Below are 22,081 nucleotides of genomic sequence, written 5' to 3' on the forward strand. Positions count from 1 at the left end.
CGATGACCGAGCCCGTCCCCGGCGCCGTGCACGACGGCGCCGGGGACCTCACGCTGCCCGTCGCACCCGGGCGGATCCGGCGCTGGTGGGCCGGACACCCGCGTGCGGCGGACGTCCTGCTCATCCTGTTCTGGGGCGGCCCCGAGGTCGCCTTCGCGATCGGCGGTGTCTGGCGCGCGGACTCCTCGGTCACGAACACGGTCGTGGTGCTGGTCCTCGTCGGCATCGCGGTCGCGGGCATCCCGTTCCGTCGGACCCGGCCGCAGGTCACGGTCGTGGCCGGGCTCGTGTCCGTCGTCGCGATGGCGTGGACCGAGGCGGGGTACTCGCCGATGCTGTTCGCCGCCTTCGCCGCGTGCGTGTGGTGGTCGCGCGCAGCGGGGTGGTGGAGCATCGCCGTCGCATCCGTGCTCGGTGCGGCGGCAACCGCGGTCCGGGTGTGGGTCGTGGCCCCGGGATCGGGTGGACTCGGCGAGGTCTTCGCACCCGCGCTGCCGGCCTTCCTGGTCATCGCGGTGCTGATCGGCACGACGACCGGGGACCGCCGCCGCTACACCGAGGCGCTCATCGACCGGGCACGCCAGCTCGCCCGCGAGCGCGATCAGCAGGCCCGGCTCGCTGCGGCATCCGAACGCGCACGGATCGCCCGCGAGATGCACGACATCGTGTCGCACTCGGTCACGGTCATGGTCCGACTGGCCGAGGGCGCCGCGGCGGGGCTGCCGGACGACGACCCGTCCGCGACGGCGATGCGCGGCGTCGCGGACGTCGGCCGGAGCGCGATGACCGACATGCGGCGCATGCTCGGCGTGCTGTCCGAGCCGGGTGCCGGCAGCGGCGGCGCCGACGCTGCGGACTCCCTCGCCCCGCAGCCGGCCGTCCGTGACCTCCCGCAACTCGTCGACGGCTTCCGCGCGCTCGGCACCCCCGTCGCGCTCGAGGTCGCCGGTGGTCCGCCGGACGACGACGCCCTGCAGCTGGCGGTCTACCGCATCGTCCAGGAGGCCCTCACGAACGTCGTGCGGTACGCCCCCCGTGCCCGCGCGGTGACCGCCACCGTGACCACCTCGTCCGACGAGGTCGTCGTCACCGTGACGGACGACGCTCGACGGACCGCCCCCGCACCGCAGATCGGTGCCGGGCGTGGGCTCGTGGGCATCCGCGAGCGCGTGCACGCCCTCGGCGGCAGCGTCCACGCCGGTCCGCGCCCCGCGGACGGCTGGGAGGTCCGGGCGACGATCCCGGTCCGGAAGGAGGCCTGAGTGATCCGCGTCGCGATCGTCGACGACCAGCAGCTCATCCGCACGGGGTTCCGGCTCCTGCTCGACGCCCAGCCCGACATCGAGGTGGTGGGAGAGGCCGAGGACGGTGCTGCCGGCGTCCAGCTGGCTCGCGCCCACCACCCGGACGTCGTGCTCATGGACGTCCGCATGCCCCGCGTCGACGGGGTCACCGCGACCGCCGCGATCGTCGAGCAGCTCCCCGACACCCGCGTGCTCGTGCTCACGACGTTCGACCTCGACGAGTACGCGTTCGGCGGGTTGCGAGCGGGGGCGAGCGGGTTCCTCCTCAAGGACATCAGCTCCGCGCAGCTGCTCGACGCGATCCGTGCCGTGGCCTCGGGTGAGGCGGTCGTCTCACCCCGCGTCACCCAGCGGATGCTCGACCTGTTCGGCACCCGGCTGCCGGATCCGGGGGACGGCGGCCCGGACCCCGCGGCCGCGCTCACACCCCGGGAAAGGGACGTGCTGCTCGCGATGGCGCGGGGACTGTCGAACCAGGAGATCGCGTCGTCGCTGCACACGAGCGAGTCGACGGTGAAGACGCACGTCGGCCGGGTCCTCGCGAAGCTCGGCCTGCGGGACCGCGTGCACGCGGTCATCTTCGCGTACGAGCACGGCCTCCTGTAACGATCCGTACCGCCTCGGGACCTTCCCAGCCGCCGTGACGGACTTCCCCGGGGAAGTCCCGGCTGTCGTCCGACCTCGGCTGGGACGCTCCGGGAACCGCAGCAGCGGTGATCCACACGAGGGGGAGGCCCAGGGGATGACGTTCAGACGTGCAGGAGGAGCCGCGCTCGGCTTCGTCGGCGGGAGTGTGCTCGCCGGGTTGCTGGTCGGGGTCGGCGTGACGCCGGTGCTGGCGGTGGCCGGGGTGGGGACGACCTCGGCGATCGGGGTCTTCGACTCGATGCCGGAGTACATCGAGATCGGTGAGCTGCCGCAGCGCAACGAGGTCTGGGCGTACCGCGGCGGGAAGCCGGTGCACCTGGCGAACGTCTGGGCGCAGAACCGGCAGGAGCTCAGCCTCGACCAGATCAGCGACACCCTCGAGCACGCGGCCGTCGACGGCGAGGACAAGCGCTTCTACGAGACCGGCGGCGTCGACGCGACGAGCATGGTCCGGTCCCTCGTGAGCGTGGTCGCCGCGGGCGGCAAGGGTGGCTCCGGTGGGTCGACCATCACGATGCAGCTGGTGCGGAACATCAAGATCCAGCAGGCGAGCGAGCTCCCGACGGCCGAGGAGCGGGACGCCGCGTACAAGGAGGCGACGAAGCGTTCCGCGCAGCGCAAGCTCGCCGAGATGAAGCTGGCGATCGGCCTCGCGAAGGAGTACTCGAAGCAGGAGATCCTGTCGGCGTACCTCAACATCGCGTACTTCGGCGACCAGACGTACGGGGTGCAGGCCGCCGCGCAGCGCTACTACGGCAAGGACGCCACCGACCTGTCCCCGGCAGAGGCCGCGTCGCTCATCGCGATCGTGCAGTGGCCGGAGCGGCGGGACCTGTCGCGCCCGAGCCACTACGCCGACAACGTCGCCCGTCGCGACGTCATCCTCCGGTCGATGCACGACCAGGGGCACCTGAGCCGTGCGGAGCTCACCGAGGCACTGGCGTCGAAGCCGGCCGAGTACGTCCGCCTGACGCCCCCGCAGCAGGGGTGCGAGGCCGTCGCCCGCGGCGCGGAGTTCTTCTGCCAGTACGCGGTCGAGGCCGCTCGGGGACTGCCGCAGCTCGGCCCGACGCAGGACCGCCGCGACGACGCCTGGCGGAAGGGCGGCTACCGCGTGCAGACGACCCTCGACCTCGACCTGAACGGGCAGCAGAAGGCGCTGCTCGACCGCTACGACCCGGCCACCGAGTCCCGGTTCGCACTCGGCGCCACGCTGGACACGGTCGAGGCCGGCACCGGTCGGGTCCTGACGATGGCGCAGAACAAGGACTACGACCGCTCGTCGAACGCGCCCGCGAGCGCGACCTCGCTGAACTACGCGACCGACGAGGCGAACGGCGACTCGACCGGGTTCCAGGTCGGCTCGACCTACAAGATGTTCACGCTCCTGCAGTGGCTCGCCGCCGGCAAGAGCCCCGACGCGGTCGTCGACGGCACCCGGCACGGTCGGAGCTCGTGGACGCAGTGCGGGCAGACGATCGACTCGTACTGGAACCCGAAGAACGACTCGCCGGGGCAGACCGGTCGCTTCACGGTCCGCGCGGCGACGGCGCAGTCGGTGAACGCCGCCTACGCATCGATGGCCGAGCAGCTCGACCTGTGCGACATCCGCGACACCGCGGCGGCGCTCGGCGTGCACCCGGCGACCGGGGGAGCCCTGCCGGCGAACCCCGCGGCCGTGCTCGGCACGACGAGCATCGCGCCGCTCACCATGGCGGCCGCGTACGCCGGCGTGGCGAACGGCGGCGTGTACTGCGCGCCGGTCGTCATCGACCAGGTAACCTCGCGGGACGGCGAGCAACTCGGCGGCCAGCAGCGCTCGTGCCGGCAGGCCGTCCCGACCGCCGTCGCGACCACCGCGTTCGAGGTCATGCAGGGCGCGTTCCGCGGCGGTACCGCGAACGGCGGGCAGACCCCGGACGGTGCGACCCTGTTCGGCAAGACCGGCACCACCGACGACGCCGACCAGATCTGGCTCATCGGCGGGACGACCCGCGCGGTGACGGCCTACTGGCAGGGGAACATCGACGGTGGGAAGGCGAACCTGCGCCACTTCGACAACGTCGAGGGGACGTACGCGAGCACCCGTGCCGCCGTGTGGCGGCAGGCGCAGACGGCGGTCAACGCGGCGGTGTCCGTGGGGTGAGCTGCAGCGGACGAACGACGGGAGGCGCGGTGCCAGCCGGCACCGCGCCTCCCGTCCGTCGTCCGGTGGCGACTAGGACAGCTTCTTGCTGTCCTCGAGCCAGCCCGCGAGCTTCGTCATGTAGCCGGCCTGCGAGGCGTAGTCGAGCGCCGGGAAGGTCCAGCTGTGCACCTGGCCGGCCTCGAGCGCCGCGTTGTCGGCGAACGTCGGCTGCTTCTCGAGGTCGGCGACCTGGTAGCCCTGCTGCGACAGCAGGATCACGTCACCGGAGATCTGCCCGGCGTTCTCCCACGAGTAGATGCCCCAGTAGAAGCCCTTGGGCTTCGGGTTCACGAAGTCGACGCCGAAGGACGTGTACATCTGCAGGGTCGGCTCGTCGCTCGGGCGGGTGACGTAGGCGCCGTCGCCGTCGGCGTACATCGAGACGACCGAGAGGTCGGACTCCTTCGCGGCCTTCTCGAGGTCGTCCGCTGCGGTCTCGAAGCGGTCCTCGGCCGCGTCGACCGTGGACTCCTTCGCACCGAGGGACTCGGCGAGGTCGGCGATCGTCTTGATGACGTCCTCGCCCTTGCCGCCCCACTTGACCTGGGCGACCGGAGCGATCGCCTGGACCTGCTTCTGCTGTTCCTTGTCCTTGAAGCCGTAGCCCGGCTGGGTGGTGTCGAGCGTGCCCTTCTCGTCCGTCGGGTAGACCGAGGTGACGACGAGGTCGGGCTTCAGCGCGGCGAGCTGCTCGAGGTCGATGTCGCCGTAGGCCTCGCCGAGCTGCGTGATGCCGTCGGTGTCGAGGTCGTCGAAGCGGGCGTCCTTCGCCATGGTGAGCTGCCCGAAGGTGCCGACCGGCTTGAGCCCGTACTCGATGAACGAGATCGCGATGTCGTTGAGCACGACGACGCGCTTCGGGGTGTGGTCGACCTTGACGGTCGTGCCGGTGGCGTCCTTGTACGACCAGGCGCCGTCGGCTGCGGCGCTGCTGCCGCTGCCGGCGCTGTCGTCGGAGCTGTTCGTGCTGGAGCAGCCGGCGAGGAGGAGGGCCGAGACGGCCACGGAGGTCACGAGGGCGGCGCGGAAGGAGCCGCGGCGGAAGGTCTTCACGTTAGGAGAGGCTAACCTAAGTTGAGCGCGCCCGCCAGTTCGTCGTGGCGGACCACGTCGTGCTCGTCGGCCTCGGGGACGATCATCGGGGCCCCGGTCACCGGGTCGGCGACGACGCGGGCGTGCAACCCGAACGCGCGTTCCAGCAGCTCCGGCGTGAGGACGTCCGCCGGGGTGCCGTCCGCTGCGACACCGCCCTCGTGCAGGACCACGAGCCGGTCCGAGTACCGGGCCGCCAGCGTCAGGTCGTGCAGGACCATGACCACGGTCGATCCCTGTTCGCGGTTGAGGCGCCGGACGAGCCGGAGGACCTCGAGCTGGTGCGCCAGGTCGAGGTAGGTCGTCGGTTCGTCGAGCAGGAGCGTCTCGGCCTGCTGCGCGACCACGAGCGCGATCCAGGCGCGCTGCCGCTGCCCGCCCGACAGGCTCGCGACGTCCCGGTGGGCGACCTCGGTCAGACCGGTCGCCGCGATGGCCTGCTCGGCGACGTCGGCGTCGTCGGCGGTCCACGGCTTCGCCCACGACTGGTGCGGGTTCCGGCCGCGCATCACCAGGTCGAGGACGCTCGTGCCGGCCGGGGCCACGGGGGACTGCGGCAGGATCGCGAGCTTCTTCGCGACCGCTCGGTTCGACTCCCGGCGGATCGGGGTCCCGTCGAGGTGGACCTCGCCGGCCTGGGGCTTGAGCACCCGGCCGAAGGCCTTGAGGAGCGTGGACTTCCCGCAGCCGTTCGCGCCGAGGAACGTCGTGACGGTGCCCCGCTCGATCCGCAGGTCGAGGTCGGAGAGGACGGGGTGCCGGTCGTAGCCGACCGCGAGCCCGCGGGCCTCGAGCACGGGGACGGTGGCGTCGGTCGTGGTGTCCGGGGTGGGGGTCATCGGGACATCTCCTTGCGGTGACGGATGAGGAGCCAGATCAGGTACGGGGCGCCGATCACGGTCGTGATGATGCCGACCGGCACCTGCCACGGGAACGCCGACCGGGCGAGCAGGTCCGCGGCGAGGACGAGGGCGGCACCGAGCGCTCCGGCGAGCAGCAGGGGTGGACGGTTCGTGCCGGCGAGCCGGAGCCCGACCTGCGGGACGACGAACGCGACGAAGCCGACCGGGCCGGCCGCGGCGACGGCGGCGGCGGTCAGGACGACCGCGAGCGCGATCACGACGAGTCGGTGTCGCTGCACGGCCAGGCCGACCCCGGTCGCGACCTCGTCGCCGAGCTGCCCGATGCCGAGTGCGGCGCTCGTGGCCAGGGCCAGGGGGACGGCGATCGCGGCGACCACGAGCAGCGGCCACACGCTCGACCACGAGGTGCTCGACAGGCTGCCGACGAGCCACTGCGAGGCCGCCGCTGCCGCCGTGATCTTCGCGCGGACGAGCAGGTAGCTCGTGACGGCGTCGAGCGTGGCGCTCACCCCGATGCCGACGAGGATCAGCCGGTAGCTCTGCACGCCGCCGCGCCACCCGAACCCGTACACCGCCGCGGCCGCGAGGAGCGCACCGATCGTCGCGGCCATCGGGATGCCCCCGCCGAGGACGATCGCCGAGACCGAGTACGACCCGCCGCCGAGCACGATCGCGGCCACCGCTCCGACGCTCGCGCCGGACGTCACCCCGATGATGTCGGGCGTCCCGAGGGGGTTCCGCGTGAAGGTCTGGGTGAGGGCGCCGGCGACGCCGAGGGTCAGGCCGACGAGTGCGCCGGTGAGGACACGGGGGAGGCGCAGGGTGGAGACGATGAAGGCGTCCGGCCCCGTCTCGAGACCGAACAGCGAGCGGAGGACCGTGACCGGGGCGATCCAGGTCGAGCCGATCGCGACACCGAGGACGATCAGGACGCCGACGGTACCGAGTGCTGCGACCGTGTACCAGAAGACGCGGGGGCGCCAGGCGAGCCCGACGGGACCCACCACGACGCCGCGACGACCGGCGGCGGCCTGCGCGCGGGGGTGTGCTCCCGTGCCCGTGCCCGTGCGCGTGCGCGCCTGCTCCGCCGCGCTCACAGCGACACCAGCGATCGGCGACGTGCGACGGCGACGAACACGGGCCCGCCGATGACGGCCAGGACGATGCCGACCTCCACCTCGGCGAAGCCGCCGATCAGGCGACCGACCACGTCCGCGAGCACGACGAGCGCCGCACCCACCAGCGCGGACACCGGCAGGGTCCAGCGGTGCCCCGTGCCGACGAGTGCCCGGGCGACGTGCGGCACCGTGAGGCCGACGAACCCGATCGGGCCCGCGGCGGCGGTCGCCCCGGCGGCGAGGAGCGTGATGCCGCCGAGTCCGACGAGCCGCGCGACGAGCACGTTCTCGCCGAGGCCCTTCGCCAGGTCCGTCCCGAGCCCGAGTGCGTCGAGCGCCCGCACGTTCAGCACGGCGAGCACGAGTCCGGCGACGAGGAACGGCCAGACGGCTCCGAGGACGTCGAGCTGCCGTGCCGCGAGCGACCCGACGACCCACAGCCGGTACGCGTCGAGCGAGTCCTGGTCGGTGAGCACCACGAACGACGTCAGGGCACCGAGCAGCGCCGAGACCGCGGCTCCGGCGAGGGCGAGGGGCACCGGGCTCGCGGTCCCGCTGCCCGCGATCGTCACCGAGAACACGACCACGCTCGCCACGAGGGCCCCGACGAGCGCGAACCACACCGTGGCGCCCGTGCTCGTGATGCCGAACACGTAGACGCCGATCACGACCGCGAGGCCGGCACCGGACGAGACGCCGAACAGGCCCGGGTCGGCGAGGGGGTTCCGGGTGTGCCCCTGCATGAGCAGGCCCGCGATCCCGAGCGCCGCTCCGACCGCGGCACCGATGAGGGTCCGGGGGATGCGGGAGCCCCAGACGATCGCCTCGTCCGTGCTGCTGCCGGTGCGCATGAGCCCGTCGAGGACCCGGTCGGCACCGATCCGGTTGCTGCCGAGGAGCAGGCTCGCGACCGCCACCAGGGCGAGCACCACGACGAGCGCGACGATCACCAGGGCCCGGCGTCGGACGGCGGTTCGGTGCACGCCGAGCGCGTCGGTCGGACGCGTGGCAGGGGCCTCCCGGACGGGAGCCAGGGTGGGGATGGGGGCTGGCACGGAGATCATCTTAGGTTAGCCTTGCCTCATGGCGAAGATCCCGCGGCTCCTGCCCGAGAACCCCCGGCTCTTCCGCGCGCGGGTCGTCCGCACCGAACGGGCCAGCCCGTCGATGCACCGCGTCACGGTCACCGGCGACGACCTGCACGAGTTCCGGTACCTCGGGTTCGACCACTGGTTCCGCCTGTTCGTGCAGCGCCCGGACCAGGACGCCTTCCGGATGCCCGACCTCGACGGCACCAAGTGGTGGCCGACCTACCTCGCCATCCCCGAGGACGTCCGCCCGCACTGCGCGAACTACACCGTCGCGGCCTTCCGCCGGCTCGCCGACGGCACACCCGAACTCGACGTCGACTTCGTCGTGCACACCGACGCGGACGGCACCCCCGAGGGTCGTGCAGCCATCTGGGCCTGCGACGCCCGCCCCGGTGACGAGCTCGCGATGCTCGACCAGGGCTGCATCTTCGACTGCCCGCCCGACACGAGCGAGGTGCTGGTCGCCGCCGAGGAGACCGGCCTCCCCGGGGTCGTCGGCATCGCCGCCTCGCTCCCGCGCGACGCGGTCGGCCGCATCATCCAGGAGGTCCCGTCCAGAGGCGACGTCCGCCCCCTCGACGCACCCGCGGGTGTCTCCGTCACCTGGATCGTCCGCGACGAGGTCGCCCCGCACGCGGTCCCGGGTCGGGCGGCGCTCGCCGAGCTCCAGCGGCACGTCCCGGCCGACGACCGCGGGTACGCCTTCGTGGTGGGCGAGTCGACGCTCGCGACCGAGGGGCGTCGACACCTGCACCGTGCCGGGCTGCCGAAGTCCCGGATCACGTTCTCCGGCTTCTGGAAGCACCAGGCCCGCGAGTCCGTCTCCGCCTGATCCGCACCCCGTCGCGTCAGGGCGTCCAGCCCCGCGGCACGATGGCCGCGTCCCAGAGCGCCCGTCCCGACCGATCGGCGGTGCGGACGTCGAGCATGATGCCGTCGGCGTCGGCGGGCACCGTGATGGACAGGCGGGTGGTGGCGCCGCACACGATGTCGCCCTCGTCGAGGACCGTGCGGGGATCCGTCGACTCGCCGTCGTGCTCCTTCCGCGCGGTGAAGTCGCGGATCGTCAGGTGCACGGTCGCCGTCGAGCGGCACACCGCGAGGACGTCGTACGGGCCGGAGAGATCGTACTGGAGCGCGGCTGACCCGGTGACCGGTCCGTGGTCGTCGTCGTCCGCGAGGAGCTGCCCACCCGCTCCGCCCTCCCCCTCCTCGCCGCCGCCGAGGAGGGTCGTCATGCGGTCGAGCCACGCGTGCCCGTAGTCCTTCGGGAACGCGTCGTGGTGCGCGCACCCGGTCAGGGACAGGACGACGCCCGTGGCGGCGATGGCGGCGAGCAGCCGCCGGTGGGTCTTCGGCACCCCGCGATCATGCCGGACGACGCGGCGGGCCGGCGACCCCGCGTCCGGGGTCCTCACATGCGGGACGGGAGGTGGGCCCCAGCCGCCGGTTCCGGCGCACCGCGCCAGCGGGGTGACGGCCGAGACGGGAGGGACGGTGCCAGCTGGCACCGTCCCTCCCGTCCGTCCTGTGGTCGCGTCAGCCCTTGAGGCCGGAACCCGTCACGCCCTCGACGATCTGCCGCTGGAAGATCAGGTACAGGATGATCAGCGGCAGCGCCGCCAGGATCGCCCCGGCCTGGATGTCCGCGTAGCGCTGACCGAAGCTGCCCTGGACCGTGGCGAGCCCGACCGGGATCGTCATGAGGTCCGGGTTCGACAGCACGAACAACGGCAGCAGCAGGTTGTTCCAGACCCCGACGAACGTCAGGATCGCCACCGCGGCGATGACCGGACGCGAGAGCGGCAGGATCACCGACCAGTAGATCTTCCACATGCCGGCGCCGTCGATGCGCGCCGCTTCCTCGAGCTCCCGGGGGATGCCGTCGAAGAACTGCTTGAAGATGAACACCGCGATCACGGCGGGCACCTGCGGGAAGATGACCGACCAGTAGGTGTTCAGCAGGCCGACCGAGTTGAGTTCCTGGAAGATCGGGATGATCAGGACCTGCGTCGGGATCATGATGCCCAGGATGATGAGCAGGAACGCGACGTTCCGCCCGCGGAACGCGAGCCGGGACAGCGCGAACGCCGCCATCGACGCGAACAGCACCGTCAGGGCGGTCGTCACGAGGCTCGTGATGCCGCTCGCCAGGTACCAGTTCCAGATGTCGCCGGCCTGGAACAGTGCCGCGTAGGAGTGCAGCGTCGGGTTCCAGTTCGACAGGATCGAGTTGGCGCCGAGGGCCGCGACGCCGTTGTCGGACAAGGACGTCTTCAGGGCGAACAGGCTCGGGATGAGCCAGATCACCGCGAAGACGCCGAGGATGATGCCGGCGACGAGGTTGAAGCCCTTGCCGGAGACGCCGATCTTGGCGGCGTTCGCCGGTGCCGCGGCGGAGACCCCGGTGCGGAGCTTCGGGCGGTCGGTCGTGATGCTCTCGGTGGTGGTCACGTCAGGCACCCATCTCTCGCTTGGCGGCAGCGCGCTCGACGATCTGCCGGATGATCGCGATCGCGACGATCACGATGAACAGGAGCACCGATGCGGCCGATGCTGCGCCGAGTCGGTTGTCGGTGAAGCCGACGCCGGTGATGAGCTGCAGCGAGACCTGGGTCGAGATGCCCGGTCCGCCGTTCGTCATCAGGTACACCTGGTCGAAGATCTTCAGGCTGGCGATGATCTGCAGCAGGATGACCAGCGTCGTGGTGCGGCCGAGCAGCGGGAGCGTGATCGACTTGATCTGCTGCCAGTTCGACGCGCCGTCGACGGCCGCCGCCTCGTACAGTTCGCGCGGGATCTCCTGCAGGCCGGCCAGGTAGAGCACGAAGTTGAAGCCGAGGGTCCACCAGACCGTGGCGATCGCGACACCGATCATCGCGGTGTTCGGGCTCGCCAGGACGCCGGCGCCGGGGGTCAGCCCGAGCGCCGACTGGATCGACGCGAACAGGCCGGTCGCAGGGGTGAAGATGAACACCCAGATCAGCGAGATCGTCGCCGACGGCAGGATGAACGGCAGGAAGAACGCCAGTCGGAAGAACCACTGGCCGCGGTTCATCCGGTTCGTCAGCACGGCGAAGAGGAACGCCAGGATGACGAGCGGCGGCGTCGTGTAGAGCGTGAACTGCAGGGTGTGCCAGAGCGACGACCAGAAGTCGTCACGGCCGAGCATCTCGGCGTAGTTCGCGAACCCGGCGAAGCTGCCGAGCCCGGTGCGGACCGTCGAGGTGTTGAAGAAGCTCGACACGATCATCCACACCGTGGGGCCGAGCAGGAAGGCCAGGTAGAACAGGCCGAAGGGGGCGAGGAAGAGCCACCCCGTGCGGCCCTGGCCGCGCGTGAGGCTGGTCCGGAAGGAGCCGGCCCGGCGTGCACGCGGCGCCGTGGTGGCGTCGGTGGGCCGGTCGAGGACAGGTGCTGTGGTCACGTCATCGTGCCTTTCGCGCGGGCTTACAGCGGGCTCGGGGTGTTGAGGTAGGTGGACAGCTGGGACTTGATCGCGGACATGGCCTGCGCGGGGGAGCTGCTGCCCTGCTGGACGAGGGCGAGCTGGGCACCGACCGTGTTCTCGAAGGTCGACCCCGATCCGCCGTACCAGGCCGGGTCGTCGAACACGGCGCTCTCGGCGGCCGAGGCGTAGTTCGACTGCGGCGTGAGCTTCTTGTACGCGGTGCTGTCGTACGTCGGCATGTAGGCCGGGACGTGACCGCCCTGCGCCCACGTGAGGCTCTGCTCGAGCATCTGCTTGATGAAGAGCATGTGCGCCTTGCGCTGCTCGGGCGTGCGGTCCTTCCTCGGGAGGATGAACGTGTGCGAGTCGGCCTGCGTCGCCGGCTTGTCGAAGAGCTGCGGGATCGGCGCCATGCCGAACTTCAGGCCCTTGATGGACTGCGCCGTGCTGATCTCCCACTCGCCCTGCATGAAGAAGCCCGCCTTGCCGGTGAACATCAGCGTCTGCGCGGTGGCGTAGTCGAGGCCCTTGTTGAGCCAGCCGTTCTTCACCCACTTCTGGGTCATGTCGGTGACCTTCGTGTACGCGTCCTCGTTGACGGTGAGCTTCGCGCCACCGTCGCTGATGAACGGCGTCGCACCGTCGATCTGGTTGTACATCGTCCAGAAGAACCGCCACGGGGTCGCGATCTCGCTGACGTTGGCGACGTTGAGGGCCGTGCCGCCGGTGACCTTCGCGACCGCGGCGAGCGCGCTCTCGAAGGCGTCGATCCCGGTCAGGTCCTTGAGGTTGCCGTCGCTGTCGATGAGGCCGGCCTTCTGGCAGACATCAACGTTGTAGAAGAGCACGAACGGGTGGGTGTCGAGCGGGATGCAGATGTTCTTGCCGTCGGTCTTCTGCGCCGTCCACGCCTTCTGGTTGAAGTCGCTGGCACTCAGGCCGACGCTCGCCAGGTCGTCGTTCGTGATCGGGTCGAGCAGGTCGCCGTCCCAGAGCGGCTTCGCACGGGTGAGGTGGGCGATCGCGACGTCCGGCGGCTTGTTCCCGACGGTGGCCAGTGTGACCTTGGAGTAGTACGGGTTGCCCCACGCGAACGTGGTCGCCTGCAGCGAGGACGAGCCACCGTGCTGCTTGGCGTAGCCGGCCTCCATCTCCTGCATGCGGAGGCCGTCACCGCCACCGAACAGGTTCCAGAAGACGAGCGTCTCCGGGTTGAGCGGTGCACCGGCGATGCCGGCGGCGAGGGGGCTGGAGCAGGCGGCGAGCGGCAGGACCGTCGCGGCGGCTGCGCCCGCGGCGAGGAGGCTCCGCCGTGTGAAGGCGCCGCCTCGTGGGTGCGGGGTGGGTACGGGGATTCGGTTCGGCATGGCATCACTCCATCGGGACGGGCCGAGTCGGAGCAGGGTCGGTGCTCCGTGAGCGCTCACATTAGCGCGCGTCCCGGCGTGCCGCCACCCTTTCGGCGCGGGTGACGACCGATCCGTGATGTTCGTGGCCGCCCCCTTTCGTGTCGCGCGGAAAGCCGCTAGCGTTTCGGGAACGTGAGCGCTCACTTTCGCCGAGCGCAGGCAGCCCCACGATCGAAGGAGATCCATGCCCCGCACACACCTCGTCCTCGACGCCGCGTTCACCGTGGGGCCGGTGCGACGTCGCCTGTTCGGCGGGTTCGTCGAACACCTCGGACGCCACGTCTACGACGGCATCCACGAGCCGTCGCACGAGACCGCCGACGAGCACGGCTTCCGCAAGGACGTCGTCGAGCTCGTCAAGGAACTCAACGTGTCCGCGATCCGCTACCCCGGCGGCAACTTCGTCTCCGGCTACAAGTGGGAGGACGGCGTCGGCCCCGTCGAGCAGCGCCCCCGCCGCCTCGACCTCGCCTGGCACTCGACCGAGACGAACGAGGTCGGCCTGCACGAGTTCCAGCACTGGCTCGACCAGGTCGGTTCGGAGCTCATGCTCGCCGTCAACCTCGGCACGCGCGGCACGCAGGAGGCCATCGAGCTCCTCGAGTACGCGAACATCGACGCCGGCACCGCCCTCAGCGAGTACCGCAAGTCGAACGGTCGCCAGGAGCCCTTCGCCATCAAGATGTGGTGCCTCGGCAACGAGATGGACGGCCCGTGGCAGCTCGGTCACAAGAACGCCGAGGACTACGGCAAACTCGCCGCCATGACCGCCAAGGCCATGCGGCAGATCCAGCCCGACCTCGAGCTCGTGGCCTGCGGATCCTCCGGGGCGTCGATGCCGACGTTCGGTGAGTGGGAGCGCACCGTCCTCGAGCACACCTACGACGACGTCGACTACATCTCCGCCCACGCCTACTACGAGGAGGGTGACGACCTCGCCTCCTTCCTCGCCTCCGGCGTGAACATGGACCACTTCATCAAGACGGTCACGACCGCCGCCGACCACGTGCAGGCGCAGAAGAAGTCCGACAAGCGGATCGACATCTCCTTCGACGAGTGGAACGTCTGGTCCATCTCGAAGTGGAACGAACAGCAGAAGACCTTCGAGCTGCAGGACTGGCCGGTCGCCCCGCGCCTGCTCGAGGACGTCTACACGGTCGCCGACGCCGTCGTCGTCGGTGGCCTGCTCATCTCGCTGCTGCGGCACGCCGACCGCGTCGCCTCGGCCTCGCTCGCGCAGCTCGTCAACGTCATCGGCCCGATCATGACCGAGCCCGGTGGTCCGGCCTGGCGCCAGACGACGTTCTTCCCGTTCTCGCTGACGTCGAAGCTCGCCAACGGCACGTCGCTGCAGGTCAAGGCCTCGGGTGACACGGTCGACGGCGGCAAGTACGGCGAGGTCCCGGTCGTCGACTCGGCCGCCACGGTCTCGGACGACGGCGCCGCGGTGTTCCTCGTGAACCGGCACCCGTCGGAGTCGACCACTGTCACGATCGACCTCGCCGGCCTGTCGGTCGACGGTGACGTCCGTGCCGAGGGCGTCTGGGACGACGACCTGCACGCCGTGAACGACCTGGCGAACACCGAGCGCGTCGGGCTCCGCACGAACGAGTCCGTCCGCCGCGAGGGTGACACCATCACGATCGAGCTCCCGCCGGTCTCCTGGACCGCCGTGTCGATCGGCTGAGACGCCTCGGCGCACGCTGCGGCGGGCGTCGAGTGAGCACAGAGGGCGTCGGACCGCTTCGCGGTGCCGGCGCCTTCTGCCGTGCGGAGCGGCCGCGGCGCGGGGCGGGCGGTCGCGACTTCACGGGGTGGGCGACAGTTCACGGGGCTGCTGGCGCGTGAGGTGTCGGTGGGCGCGTGCGGTGCGCGACGGCGGACGGGAGGCGCGGTGCGGGCTGGCGCCGCGCCTCCCGTCCGTCGGGCGGTTGCGTCCGCACGCGCGCAGCGACAGTTCACGGAGTGCCGCGCGCGTGAGGTGTCGCCGCGCGCGTGCGCTCGTCAGGCGTGCGGCGGCGGCGTGCAGCGCACGGCGCGCGCCCGCCACGAGATCTCCTCGACGAAGGCGGTCGTGTCGGGGCCGAGCGGATCGTCGGCGGCGTCCTCGATGAGGAGCCCGAGCGCTGGGGCGAGCAGGAACGACGTCGTCGTGGTGCTCCCGAACGCGTCGACGGTGGGGACGGCGACGGTGTCCGCGAGTCCGGCGTGCGCGAGTGCTGCGGCGTAGTCCAGCACGGCGTCCGCGGCCTCGTCGGAGGTCAGGACGGCGGTCAGGCCGTACACGATGTTCTTCATGATCCGAACGCGCCGAGGTGGGGAGATGAGGACCGCAGCGGTGGCTCGTCCTCCGGACACACGGAAGTGGCGCACACCCGGGGCCGGGACAGCAGACCGGCTCCGTGTGCACGGTACGCCCCGCGCGCTGACCGTGTGACGGACGCCGTGGCCGCGGGGTCGGTCAGGCCGGCGGCGGCGCCGTGCTCGCCCGGACCACCAGGCGGACCGGCACGAGGTCGGCCTCGGCGCGGACCGGCTGCCCGTCGATCTGGGCGAGGAGGTTCCGGACCGCCCGGCGCCCGACCTCGTCGAAGGACTGGTGCACGGTTGTCAGCGGCGGCCAGAAGGAGTCGGACTCGGGGGAGTCGTCGAAGCCCACCACGCTGAGGGTCTCCGGCACGGGACGCCCGAGTTCGTGGGCGGCGCGGAGCACCCCGAGGGCAGTCTGGTCGTTCGCGGCGAACACGGCGGTGATCTCGGGGCGTCGAGCGATCTCCTGCCCGGCGCGGTACCCGGACTCGGCGCCCCAGCCGCCGCGGAACACCGGCGGGACGGTGCGCCCCGCGGCCTCGAGCGTGGCCTGCCAGGCGGCGAGACGTCGGGCGGCCGAGTACGACGACTCGGGGCCGGCGACGTGCCAGACGGTGTCGTGCCCGAGGTCGAGCAGGTGCTGCGTGGCCCGGCGGGCGCCGTCGGCCTGGTCGGTGTCGATCGCCGGGTGCTGCGTGGTGCCGGTCGAGTCGACGACGACCATCGGGACGCCGTCGGGCAGGACGACCTCGGCCGTGTCGATGATGTGCGACTCGATGATGATGACGACCCCGTCGACGGCCTGTTCGTGCAGGCGGGAGAAGGCCGAGCGGACGCCTTCCTCGGTGCGGGAGGCCATCGGCAGCAGCGTGATCGTGAAGTCGGCGACACCGGCCGCGTCGGCGATCGCCTCGAGCGTCCGCATGTTGCCGTACGACGCGAGGGTGAACATGATCACGCCGATCGTCCGGAAGCGCCCGGAGCGGAGGGCCCGGGCAGCGCGGTTCGGGCGGTAGCCGAGGTCGTCCATGACGCGTTGGACCCGGTCGCGGGTGTCCGGCGAGACGTTGTCGAAGCCACGGGCGACGCGGGACACGGTCTGCATCGAGACCCCGGCAGCCTCGGCCACGGCGGCCATCGAGGGGGACCGGCGCGTGGCGGACAGGTCGGTCGTCACGGGGTCTCCCATCGGTGCGAGTGGACGTCGAGCGCGACGGCCTGCACCGGACGCTAGCGCATGTTGACGTTGCCATGCTATCGTCGCGCCGTTCGATGTTGACGTCAACATCGACGGACCCGAACACAGCACGACAAGGGAGTCACATGAGCACGCTGGAAGCGCGCGCAGCCGGAGCCACCGCCCCGGCCGTGCCACCGCGGCGCCGCGCCAGACCGCGCGGCCGGTACACGGGATGGCTCTTCGTCGGCCCGTTCGTCGTCGTCCTCGTCGCGATGCTCATCGTCCCGATCGGCTACGCGCTCTGGCTCAGCCTCTTCCGCGACCAGCTCATCGGCGGCAACCAGTTCGTCTGGTTCGCCAACTACGTGCAGCTCTTCCAGGACGCGAAGTTCTGGTCGGGCCTCGGCCGGGTCGCGGTGTTCCTCGTCGTGCAGGTCCCGATCATGCTCGGCCTCGCGCTCGTCGCCGCCCTCGCGCTCGACAGCGCCCGGCTCTGGGGAACGAGCTTCTTCCGCATCGCGGTGTTCCTGCCCTACGCGGTCCCCGGTGTCGTCGCCGCGCTGATCTGGGGCTTCATCTACGGCAACCAGTTCGGCCTCACCGGTACCGCGAACCACGCGCTCGGCATCGACCTGCTGCAGCCGTTCAGCCCGGACTGGGTCCTCACGTCGATCGGCAACGTGGTCACGTGGGAGTTCCTCGGCTACAACATGCTGATCTTCTACGCCGCGCTCCGCACCGTGCCCGGCGAGCTGTACGAGGCGGCCGAGCTCGACGGCGCCGGCCCGATGCGCACGGTCTTCTCGATCAAGCTCCCGGCCCTGCGCGGCCCGATGGTCATCGCCACGATCTTCTCGATCATCGGCAGCTTCCAGCTCTTCAACGAGCCGAACCTGCTCAAGACGCTCGCCCCGAACGTCATCGGCAGTGCCTTCACGCCGAACATGTACGCCTACTCGCTGTCCTTCAGCGGCCAGCAGTTCAACTACTCCGCCACCGTCGCGATCGTCATGGGCGTGATCACCGCGGTGATCGCCTACGTCGTCCAGGTCCGCGGCACCCGCGAGGAGAACCGATGAGCACCCTGCAGCACCCGGCGACCGGCGCGTCCGGCCCGGCCACCGTCACCGAGGCGACCACGACGCTGCGCGACCCGCAGGCCCGGTCGACCCGCGCCTCCAGGCGTGCCGAGCGGAAGGCCGAGCAGCACGTCGACGGACGCAAGCCGAAGCGTTCCGGCCTCCTCACGGGCGTGATGATCGTCTTCGTCGTCTACTCGTTCGCGCCGCTGTTCTACCTGCTCGTGAACAGCACGAAGACGCAGGCCTCGCTCCTGTCGACCTTCGGCCTGTGGTTCGGCGGGAAGTTCAACCTCTGGCAGAACATCGTCGACACGCTGACGTACAACGACGGCATCTTCGTGCAGTGGCTCGGCAACACGCTGCTCTACGTGGTCGTCGGTGCCGGTGGCGCGACCCTCCTCGCCACGATCGCCGGCTACGGCATGGCGAAGTTCCAGTTCCCCGGCCGCCGTGCGGTCTTCGCCGTCGTCCTCGGAGCGATCGCCGTCCCCGGCACCGCCCTCGCCGTCCCGACCTTCCTGCTCTTCTCGCAGTTCGGCCTGACGAACACCCCGTGGGCGATCATCCTGCCGTCGCTCATCAGCCCGTTCGGCATGTACCTGATCTGGACCTACGCGGTGGACGCGATCCCCGCCGAGCTCCTCGAGGCCGCCCGCATGGACGGCGCCGGCGAGTTCCGGATCTTCTTCACCATCGCGCTCCGCCTGCTCGCACCCGGTGTCGTCACGGTCCTGCTCTTCGCGGTCGTGGCCACCTGGAACAACTACTTCCTGCCGCTCATCATGCTGAGCGACCCGAAGTGGTACCCGCTGACGGTCGGCCTCAACCAGTGGAACGCGCAGGCCACCGGGTCCGGTGCCGAGCCGATCTACAACCTCGTCGTCACGGGATCGCTCCTCACGATCATCCCGATCGTGGTCGCGTTCCTCTTCCTCCAGCGCTTCTGGCAGTCCGGCCTCGCGGCCGGTTCCGTCAAGGCCTGATCCGTCGGACGGGAGGCACGCAGCGGCCCCGCCACGCGCCTCCTGCCCGACACACAGCAGCTCCACCCCCTCTCCACGAAGAAGTGAAAGGCACCTCCATGAACAAGCGTCTCCGGCGCGGCCTCAGCGCCGTCGCCATCGGCGTCACCGCAGCCGTCGCCCTCGCCGCCTGCGCCTCCGGCGGCTCCTCGTCCGGCGGTTCGTCCGACGACATCTCGAAGGCCCTCAAGGACGGCGGCACGCTGACCTACTGGTCGTGGACCCCGTCCGCGAAGGACCAGGTCGCCGCGTTCGAGAAGGCCTACCCCAAGGTGAAGGTCAAGCTCGTCAACGCCGGCACCGGCGCCGACCAGTACACGAAGCTCCAGAACACGATCAAGGCCGGCTCGGGTGCCCCCGATGTCGCCCAGGTCGAGTACTACGCACTCCCGCAGTTCGCGCTGTCCGACTCGCTGCTCGACCTGTCCTCGTACGGGTTCGGCGACCTCAAGGACAAGTTCGCGACGAGCACGTGGAACTCGGTCGACATGGACGGCAAGATCTACGGTCTGCCCCAGGACTCCGGCCCCATGGCGCTGTTCTACAACAAGAAGGTCTTCGACGAGTACGGCATCGCCGTGCCGAAGACGTGGGACGAGTACGTCGCAGCGGCCAAGAAGCTGCACGAGGCCGACCCGGACGCGTACATCGCAGCGGACTCCGGCGACGCGGGGTTCACCACGAGCATGATCGCCCAGGCCGGCGGCACGCCCTTCACCACGAAGGGCGACAAGGTCACGATCAACCTCGAGGACGCCGGCACGAAGAAGTGGACCAAGACCTGGGACCAGCTCGTCGAGCAGGGTCTGCTGTCGAAGACCGTCGGCTGGAGCGACGACTGGTACAAGCAGCTCGGCAACGGCCAGATCGCCACGCTCATCACCGGCGCCTGGATGCCCGGCAACCTCGAGGCGAGCGTCGCCGACGCCAGCGGTGACTGGCGCGTCGCGCCGATGCCGACCTACGACGGCGGCACCGCGCAGACCGCGAACAACGGCGGCAGTGCCGAGGCGGTCATGAAGCAGTCGAAGAACCCGGCGCTCGCGGCGGGCTTCCTCAAGTGGCTGAACTCCTCGAAGGAGTCGACCGGGATCTTCATGAAGTCCGGTGGGTTCCCGTCGACCACCGCCGACCTCGAGTCCTCGGCGTTCCTCGACGAGAAGCCGGAGTACTTCGGCGGCCAGCAGATCAACAAGGTGCTCGTCGACGCGTCGAAGTCGTCCGACAACGACTTCACCTACCTGCCCTACCAGGTGTACGCGAACAGCGTGTACGCGGACACCGTCGGCCAGTCGTACGAGAACGGCACCTCGCTCGAGAGCGGTCTCGCCGCCTGGCAGAAGGCCCTCGCGAAGTACGGCGAGGACCAGGGCTTCACGGTCTCGTCCAAGTAGTCACCACACCAGTTCGACCCGGGGCCGTGCGGAACCTTCCGCACGGCCCCGTCTCCTGAAAGAGTTCCCCCATGCGCTTCGCCATCGGCGACACCGACTTCCTGCTCGACGGCGAGCCGCACCGGATCCTGTCCGGCGCGATCCACTACTTCCGTGTCCACCCCGACCTGTGGGCAGACCGGATCCGCAAGGCGAAGCTGATGGGGCTCAACACCATCGAGACGTACGTCGCCTGGAACGCGCACGCGCCGTCGCCTTCTTCGTTCGGTTTCGAGGACGGTCTCGACCTCGGCCGCTTCCTGGACCTCGTCGCCGCCGAGGGCATGCACGCCATCGTCCGTCCCGGCCCCTACATCTGCGCGGAGTGGACGAACGGCGGCCTGCCGTACTGGCTCTTCGCCGACGGCACCGTCGGGGTCCGCCGCGACGAGCCGGGGTTCCTCGCCGCCGTGCAGGGGTACTTGGAGCATCTCGCGCCGGTGCTGGTCCCGAGGCAGATCGACCACGGCGGGCCGATCGTGCTCGTGCAGGTCGAGAACGAGTACGGCGCCTACGGCTCCGACCCCGTCTACCTGTCGAAGCTCGAGGCGATGCACCGCGCGATCGGGCTCACCGTCCCCTTCACGAGCGTCGACCAGCCGATGGGCACGATGCTCGAGGACGGTTCGCTGCCCTCGCTGCACAAGACCGGGTCGTTCGGCTCGCGTTCCGTCGAACGGCTCGCGCGACTCCGACAGGCCCAGCCGACCGGCCCCCTGATGTGCTCCGAGTTCTGGGACGGCTGGTTCGACAGCTGGGGCGAGCACCACCACACCACGCCGGCCGCTGCTTCGGCATCGGACCTCGACGACCTGCTGGCCGCGGGTGGCTCGGTCAACATCTACATGTTCCACGGGGGCACGAACTTCGGCTTCACGAACGGCGCGAACGACAAGGGTGTGTACCGCCCGATCGCGACGTCGTACGACTACGACGCACCGCTCGACGAGGCCGGCCGTCCGACGGAGAAGTTCCACGCCTTCCGCTCGGTCATCGAGCGCTACGCGCCTGTGCCGCCGCTGCCCGCTGCGATGCAGCCCGGTGGGTCGGGTCGGCTCGGGTCCGTCGGTCCCGTCGGACCCGTCGGTCCCGTCGGGTCGGCTCCGGGCCAGGAGGCGCGGCTCGCCCCCGCCTCGGACGTCGCCGTCCGCCTCGACCGCGTCACACCCCTGCGCGCCCTGCTGCCGTCCCTCACGTCGTGGTCCGCGCACGACACCCCGCCGACGTTCGACGCCCTCGGCGCTGCGAGCGGCTTCGTGCTGTACCGGACCGAGGTGGACCTGCCGTCCGGCGGCGTGCTCACCGTCGGCGAGGAGGTCCGCGACCGCGCCGTCGTCTCCGTGGACGGGATCGTCGTCGGTGTGCTCGAACGGGAGCACCACGACCGCGCCATCGTCCTGCCCCCGGTCACCGGCACGCTCGAGCTCCTCGTCGAGGACCAGGGCCGCGTCGACTACGGCCCGCGCATCGGCGAGCCGAAGGGCCTGATCGGCGGGATCGCCGTCGACGGAGTCCCGCTCGCCCGCTGGACCGCGTCGCCCCTGGCCCTCGACCCGATGCCCGAGGCCGCGCTGACGATCCTCGCCGACGCCCTGCCGACCGACGGCGACGTGCTGGCCGGACCGGTGTTCGCCACGGGGTCGTTCGACCTCGCCGAAGCAGGGGACCGCTACCTCGCCCTCGACGGGTTCCGGAAGGGCGTCGCCTGGGTGAACGGGTTCTGCCTCGGCCGGTACTGGTCCCGCGGACCGCAGCGCACCCTGGCCGTCCCCGGACCGGTGCTCCGCGCCGGGAGGAACGACGTCATCGTCCTCGAACTGCACGCCGCCGCGTCCCGGTCGGTGTGCCTGCGGGTCGAGCCGGACCTCGGGCACACGGAGGGCTGAGGGA

The 22,081-nt window shown here is 70.8% G+C and carries 19 protein-coding genes; 9 read left to right on the plus strand and 10 right to left on the minus strand.

Going from position 1 to position 22,081, the window contains the following annotated elements; genetic code table 11:
• The first annotated feature begins 2 nt into the window (after positions 1–2).
• From ACIPKM_RS01375 to ACIPKM_RS01385, 3 genes are all read left to right on the plus strand, one after another.
• Positions 3–1,262, plus strand: a complete 1,260-nt coding sequence (locus ACIPKM_RS01375) for a sensor histidine kinase (RefSeq protein WP_402736173.1) — start codon at positions 3–5, stop codon at positions 1,260–1,262.
• Positions 1,263–1,910, plus strand: a complete 648-nt coding sequence (locus tag ACIPKM_RS01380; protein WP_070418175.1) for a response regulator transcription factor — start codon at positions 1,263–1,265, stop codon at positions 1,908–1,910. It abuts the gene before it with no gap.
• Between the two features lie 136 nt (positions 1,911–2,046).
• A complete protein-coding gene (locus ACIPKM_RS01385) occupies positions 2,047–4,098 on the plus strand; it encodes a transglycosylase domain-containing protein (RefSeq protein ID WP_402735995.1) in 2,052 nt (683 codons plus the stop codon).
• Positions 4,099–4,170: 72 nt separating this feature from the next.
• Here the strand turns inward: ACIPKM_RS01385 and ACIPKM_RS01390 are convergent, their stop codons facing one another.
• The 4 genes from ACIPKM_RS01390 to ACIPKM_RS01405 are packed head-to-tail and all read right to left on the minus strand — an operon-like array spanning position 4,171 to position 8,268.
• Positions 4,171–5,193, minus strand: coding sequence for an ABC transporter substrate-binding protein (locus ACIPKM_RS01390; RefSeq protein WP_071302771.1), 1,023 nt, complete (start codon positions 5,191–5,193; stop codon positions 4,171–4,173).
• Positions 5,194–5,204: 11 nt separating this feature from the next.
• Complete coding sequence (locus ACIPKM_RS01395) at positions 5,205–6,071, minus strand: ABC transporter ATP-binding protein (RefSeq protein ID WP_070418178.1); 867 nt, start codon at positions 6,069–6,071, stop codon at positions 5,205–5,207.
• On the minus strand, positions 6,068–7,192 hold the full coding sequence (locus tag ACIPKM_RS01400) for a FecCD family ABC transporter permease (protein WP_402735996.1): 1,125 nt from the start codon (positions 7,190–7,192) through the stop codon (positions 6,068–6,070). The genes ACIPKM_RS01395 and ACIPKM_RS01400 overlap by 4 nt, the downstream gene beginning before the upstream one ends.
• Positions 7,189–8,268, minus strand: coding sequence for an iron ABC transporter permease (locus ACIPKM_RS01405; RefSeq protein WP_254790889.1), 1,080 nt, complete (start codon positions 8,266–8,268; stop codon positions 7,189–7,191). Before ACIPKM_RS01405 ends, ACIPKM_RS01400 begins: the two co-directional genes overlap by 4 nt.
• A 28-nt stretch (positions 8,269–8,296) precedes the next feature.
• Here ACIPKM_RS01405 and ACIPKM_RS01410 point away from each other — a divergent pair, with 28 nt between their 5' ends.
• The gene (locus tag ACIPKM_RS01410; protein WP_402735997.1) at positions 8,297–9,136 is read left to right on the plus strand and encodes a siderophore-interacting protein; all 840 of its coding nucleotides are present in this window, start codon (positions 8,297–8,299) and stop codon (positions 9,134–9,136) included.
• 16 nt (positions 9,137–9,152) lie between these two features.
• On the opposite strand, the gene ACIPKM_RS01415 is transcribed toward ACIPKM_RS01410, so the two are convergent.
• From ACIPKM_RS01415 to ACIPKM_RS01430, 4 genes are all read right to left on the minus strand, one after another.
• The gene (locus ACIPKM_RS01415; protein WP_402735998.1) at positions 9,153–9,665 is read right to left on the minus strand and encodes a hypothetical protein; all 513 of its coding nucleotides are present in this window, start codon (positions 9,663–9,665) and stop codon (positions 9,153–9,155) included.
• Between the two features lie 178 nt (positions 9,666–9,843).
• Positions 9,844–10,758 (minus strand): carbohydrate ABC transporter permease, encoded by a 915-nt coding sequence (locus ACIPKM_RS01420; RefSeq protein ID WP_083413944.1) that lies wholly within the window; start codon positions 10,756–10,758, stop codon positions 9,844–9,846.
• A 1-nt stretch (position 10,759) separates the two neighbouring features.
• Positions 10,760–11,731 (minus strand): carbohydrate ABC transporter permease, encoded by a 972-nt coding sequence (locus tag ACIPKM_RS01425; protein ID WP_070418180.1) that lies wholly within the window; start codon positions 11,729–11,731, stop codon positions 10,760–10,762.
• 23 nt (positions 11,732–11,754) lie between these two features.
• Entirely contained in the window at positions 11,755–13,122 is a 1,368-nt protein-coding gene (locus tag ACIPKM_RS01430; RefSeq protein WP_070418181.1) for an extracellular solute-binding protein, read from the minus strand.
• Between the two features lie 226 nt (positions 13,123–13,348).
• Here ACIPKM_RS01430 and ACIPKM_RS01435 point away from each other — a divergent pair, with 226 nt between their 5' ends.
• Entirely contained in the window at positions 13,349–14,851 is a 1,503-nt protein-coding gene (locus ACIPKM_RS01435; RefSeq protein WP_070418182.1) for an alpha-N-arabinofuranosidase, read from the plus strand.
• Positions 14,852–15,168: 317 nt separating this feature from the next.
• On the opposite strand, the gene ACIPKM_RS01440 is transcribed toward ACIPKM_RS01435, so the two are convergent.
• Positions 15,169–15,462, minus strand: a complete 294-nt coding sequence (locus tag ACIPKM_RS01440; RefSeq protein WP_402735999.1) for a hypothetical protein — start codon at positions 15,460–15,462, stop codon at positions 15,169–15,171.
• A 163-nt stretch (positions 15,463–15,625) separates the two neighbouring features.
• Positions 15,626–16,663, minus strand: coding sequence for a LacI family DNA-binding transcriptional regulator (locus ACIPKM_RS01445; protein ID WP_402716493.1), 1,038 nt, complete (start codon positions 16,661–16,663; stop codon positions 15,626–15,628).
• A gap of 134 nt (positions 16,664–16,797) precedes the next feature.
• Between ACIPKM_RS01445 and ACIPKM_RS01450 the strand changes: the two genes are divergently transcribed.
• The 4 genes from ACIPKM_RS01450 to ACIPKM_RS01465 all read left to right on the plus strand — a co-directional run bounded on the left by ACIPKM_RS01450 (position 16,798) and on the right by ACIPKM_RS01465 (position 22,077).
• On the plus strand, positions 16,798–17,733 hold the full coding sequence (locus ACIPKM_RS01450; protein ID WP_070418185.1) for a carbohydrate ABC transporter permease: 936 nt from the start codon (positions 16,798–16,800) through the stop codon (positions 17,731–17,733).
• On the plus strand, positions 17,730–18,719 hold the full coding sequence (locus tag ACIPKM_RS01455) for a carbohydrate ABC transporter permease (protein ID WP_402736000.1): 990 nt from the start codon (positions 17,730–17,732) through the stop codon (positions 18,717–18,719). The genes ACIPKM_RS01450 and ACIPKM_RS01455 overlap by 4 nt, the downstream gene beginning before the upstream one ends.
• 98 nt (positions 18,720–18,817) lie before the next feature.
• Positions 18,818–20,152, plus strand: a complete 1,335-nt coding sequence (locus ACIPKM_RS01460; RefSeq protein ID WP_402736001.1) for an ABC transporter substrate-binding protein — start codon at positions 18,818–18,820, stop codon at positions 20,150–20,152.
• Between the two features lie 71 nt (positions 20,153–20,223).
• Positions 20,224–22,077, plus strand: a complete 1,854-nt coding sequence (locus ACIPKM_RS01465; protein WP_402736002.1) for a beta-galactosidase family protein — start codon at positions 20,224–20,226, stop codon at positions 22,075–22,077.
• Positions 22,078–22,081 lie beyond the last annotated feature (4 nt).

Source organism: Curtobacterium sp. NPDC086286 (assembly GCF_044746255.1).
Lineage (GTDB): Bacteria > Actinomycetota > Actinomycetes > Actinomycetales > Microbacteriaceae > Curtobacterium.

Coding starts and splice junctions, on each gene's coding strand:
- ACIPKM_RS01395 (WP_070418178.1), bottom strand. CDS start 6,071: ATGACCCCCACCCCGGACACCACGACCGACGCCACCGTCCCCGTGCTC.
- ACIPKM_RS01440 (WP_402735999.1), bottom strand. CDS start 15,462: ATGAAGAACATCGTGTACGGCCTGACCGCCGTCCTGACCTCCGACGAG.
- ACIPKM_RS01450 (WP_070418185.1), top strand. CDS start 16,798: ATGAGCACGCTGGAAGCGCGCGCAGCCGGAGCCACCGCCCCGGCCGTG.
- ACIPKM_RS01455 (WP_402736000.1), top strand. CDS start 17,730: ATGAGCACCCTGCAGCACCCGGCGACCGGCGCGTCCGGCCCGGCCACC.
- ACIPKM_RS01460 (WP_402736001.1), top strand. CDS start 18,818: ATGAACAAGCGTCTCCGGCGCGGCCTCAGCGCCGTCGCCATCGGCGTC.
- ACIPKM_RS01430 (WP_070418181.1), bottom strand. CDS start 13,122: ATGCCGAACCGAATCCCCGTACCCACCCCGCACCCACGAGGCGGCGCC.
- ACIPKM_RS01375 (WP_402736173.1), top strand. CDS start 3: ATGACCGAGCCCGTCCCCGGCGCCGTGCACGACGGCGCCGGGGACCTC.
- ACIPKM_RS01385 (WP_402735995.1), top strand. CDS start 2,047: ATGACGTTCAGACGTGCAGGAGGAGCCGCGCTCGGCTTCGTCGGCGGG.
- ACIPKM_RS01465 (WP_402736002.1), top strand. CDS start 20,224: ATGCGCTTCGCCATCGGCGACACCGACTTCCTGCTCGACGGCGAGCCG.
- ACIPKM_RS01435 (WP_070418182.1), top strand. CDS start 13,349: ATGCCCCGCACACACCTCGTCCTCGACGCCGCGTTCACCGTGGGGCCG.
- ACIPKM_RS01410 (WP_402735997.1), top strand. CDS start 8,297: ATGGCGAAGATCCCGCGGCTCCTGCCCGAGAACCCCCGGCTCTTCCGC.
- ACIPKM_RS01445 (WP_402716493.1), bottom strand. CDS start 16,663: ATGGGAGACCCCGTGACGACCGACCTGTCCGCCACGCGCCGGTCCCCC.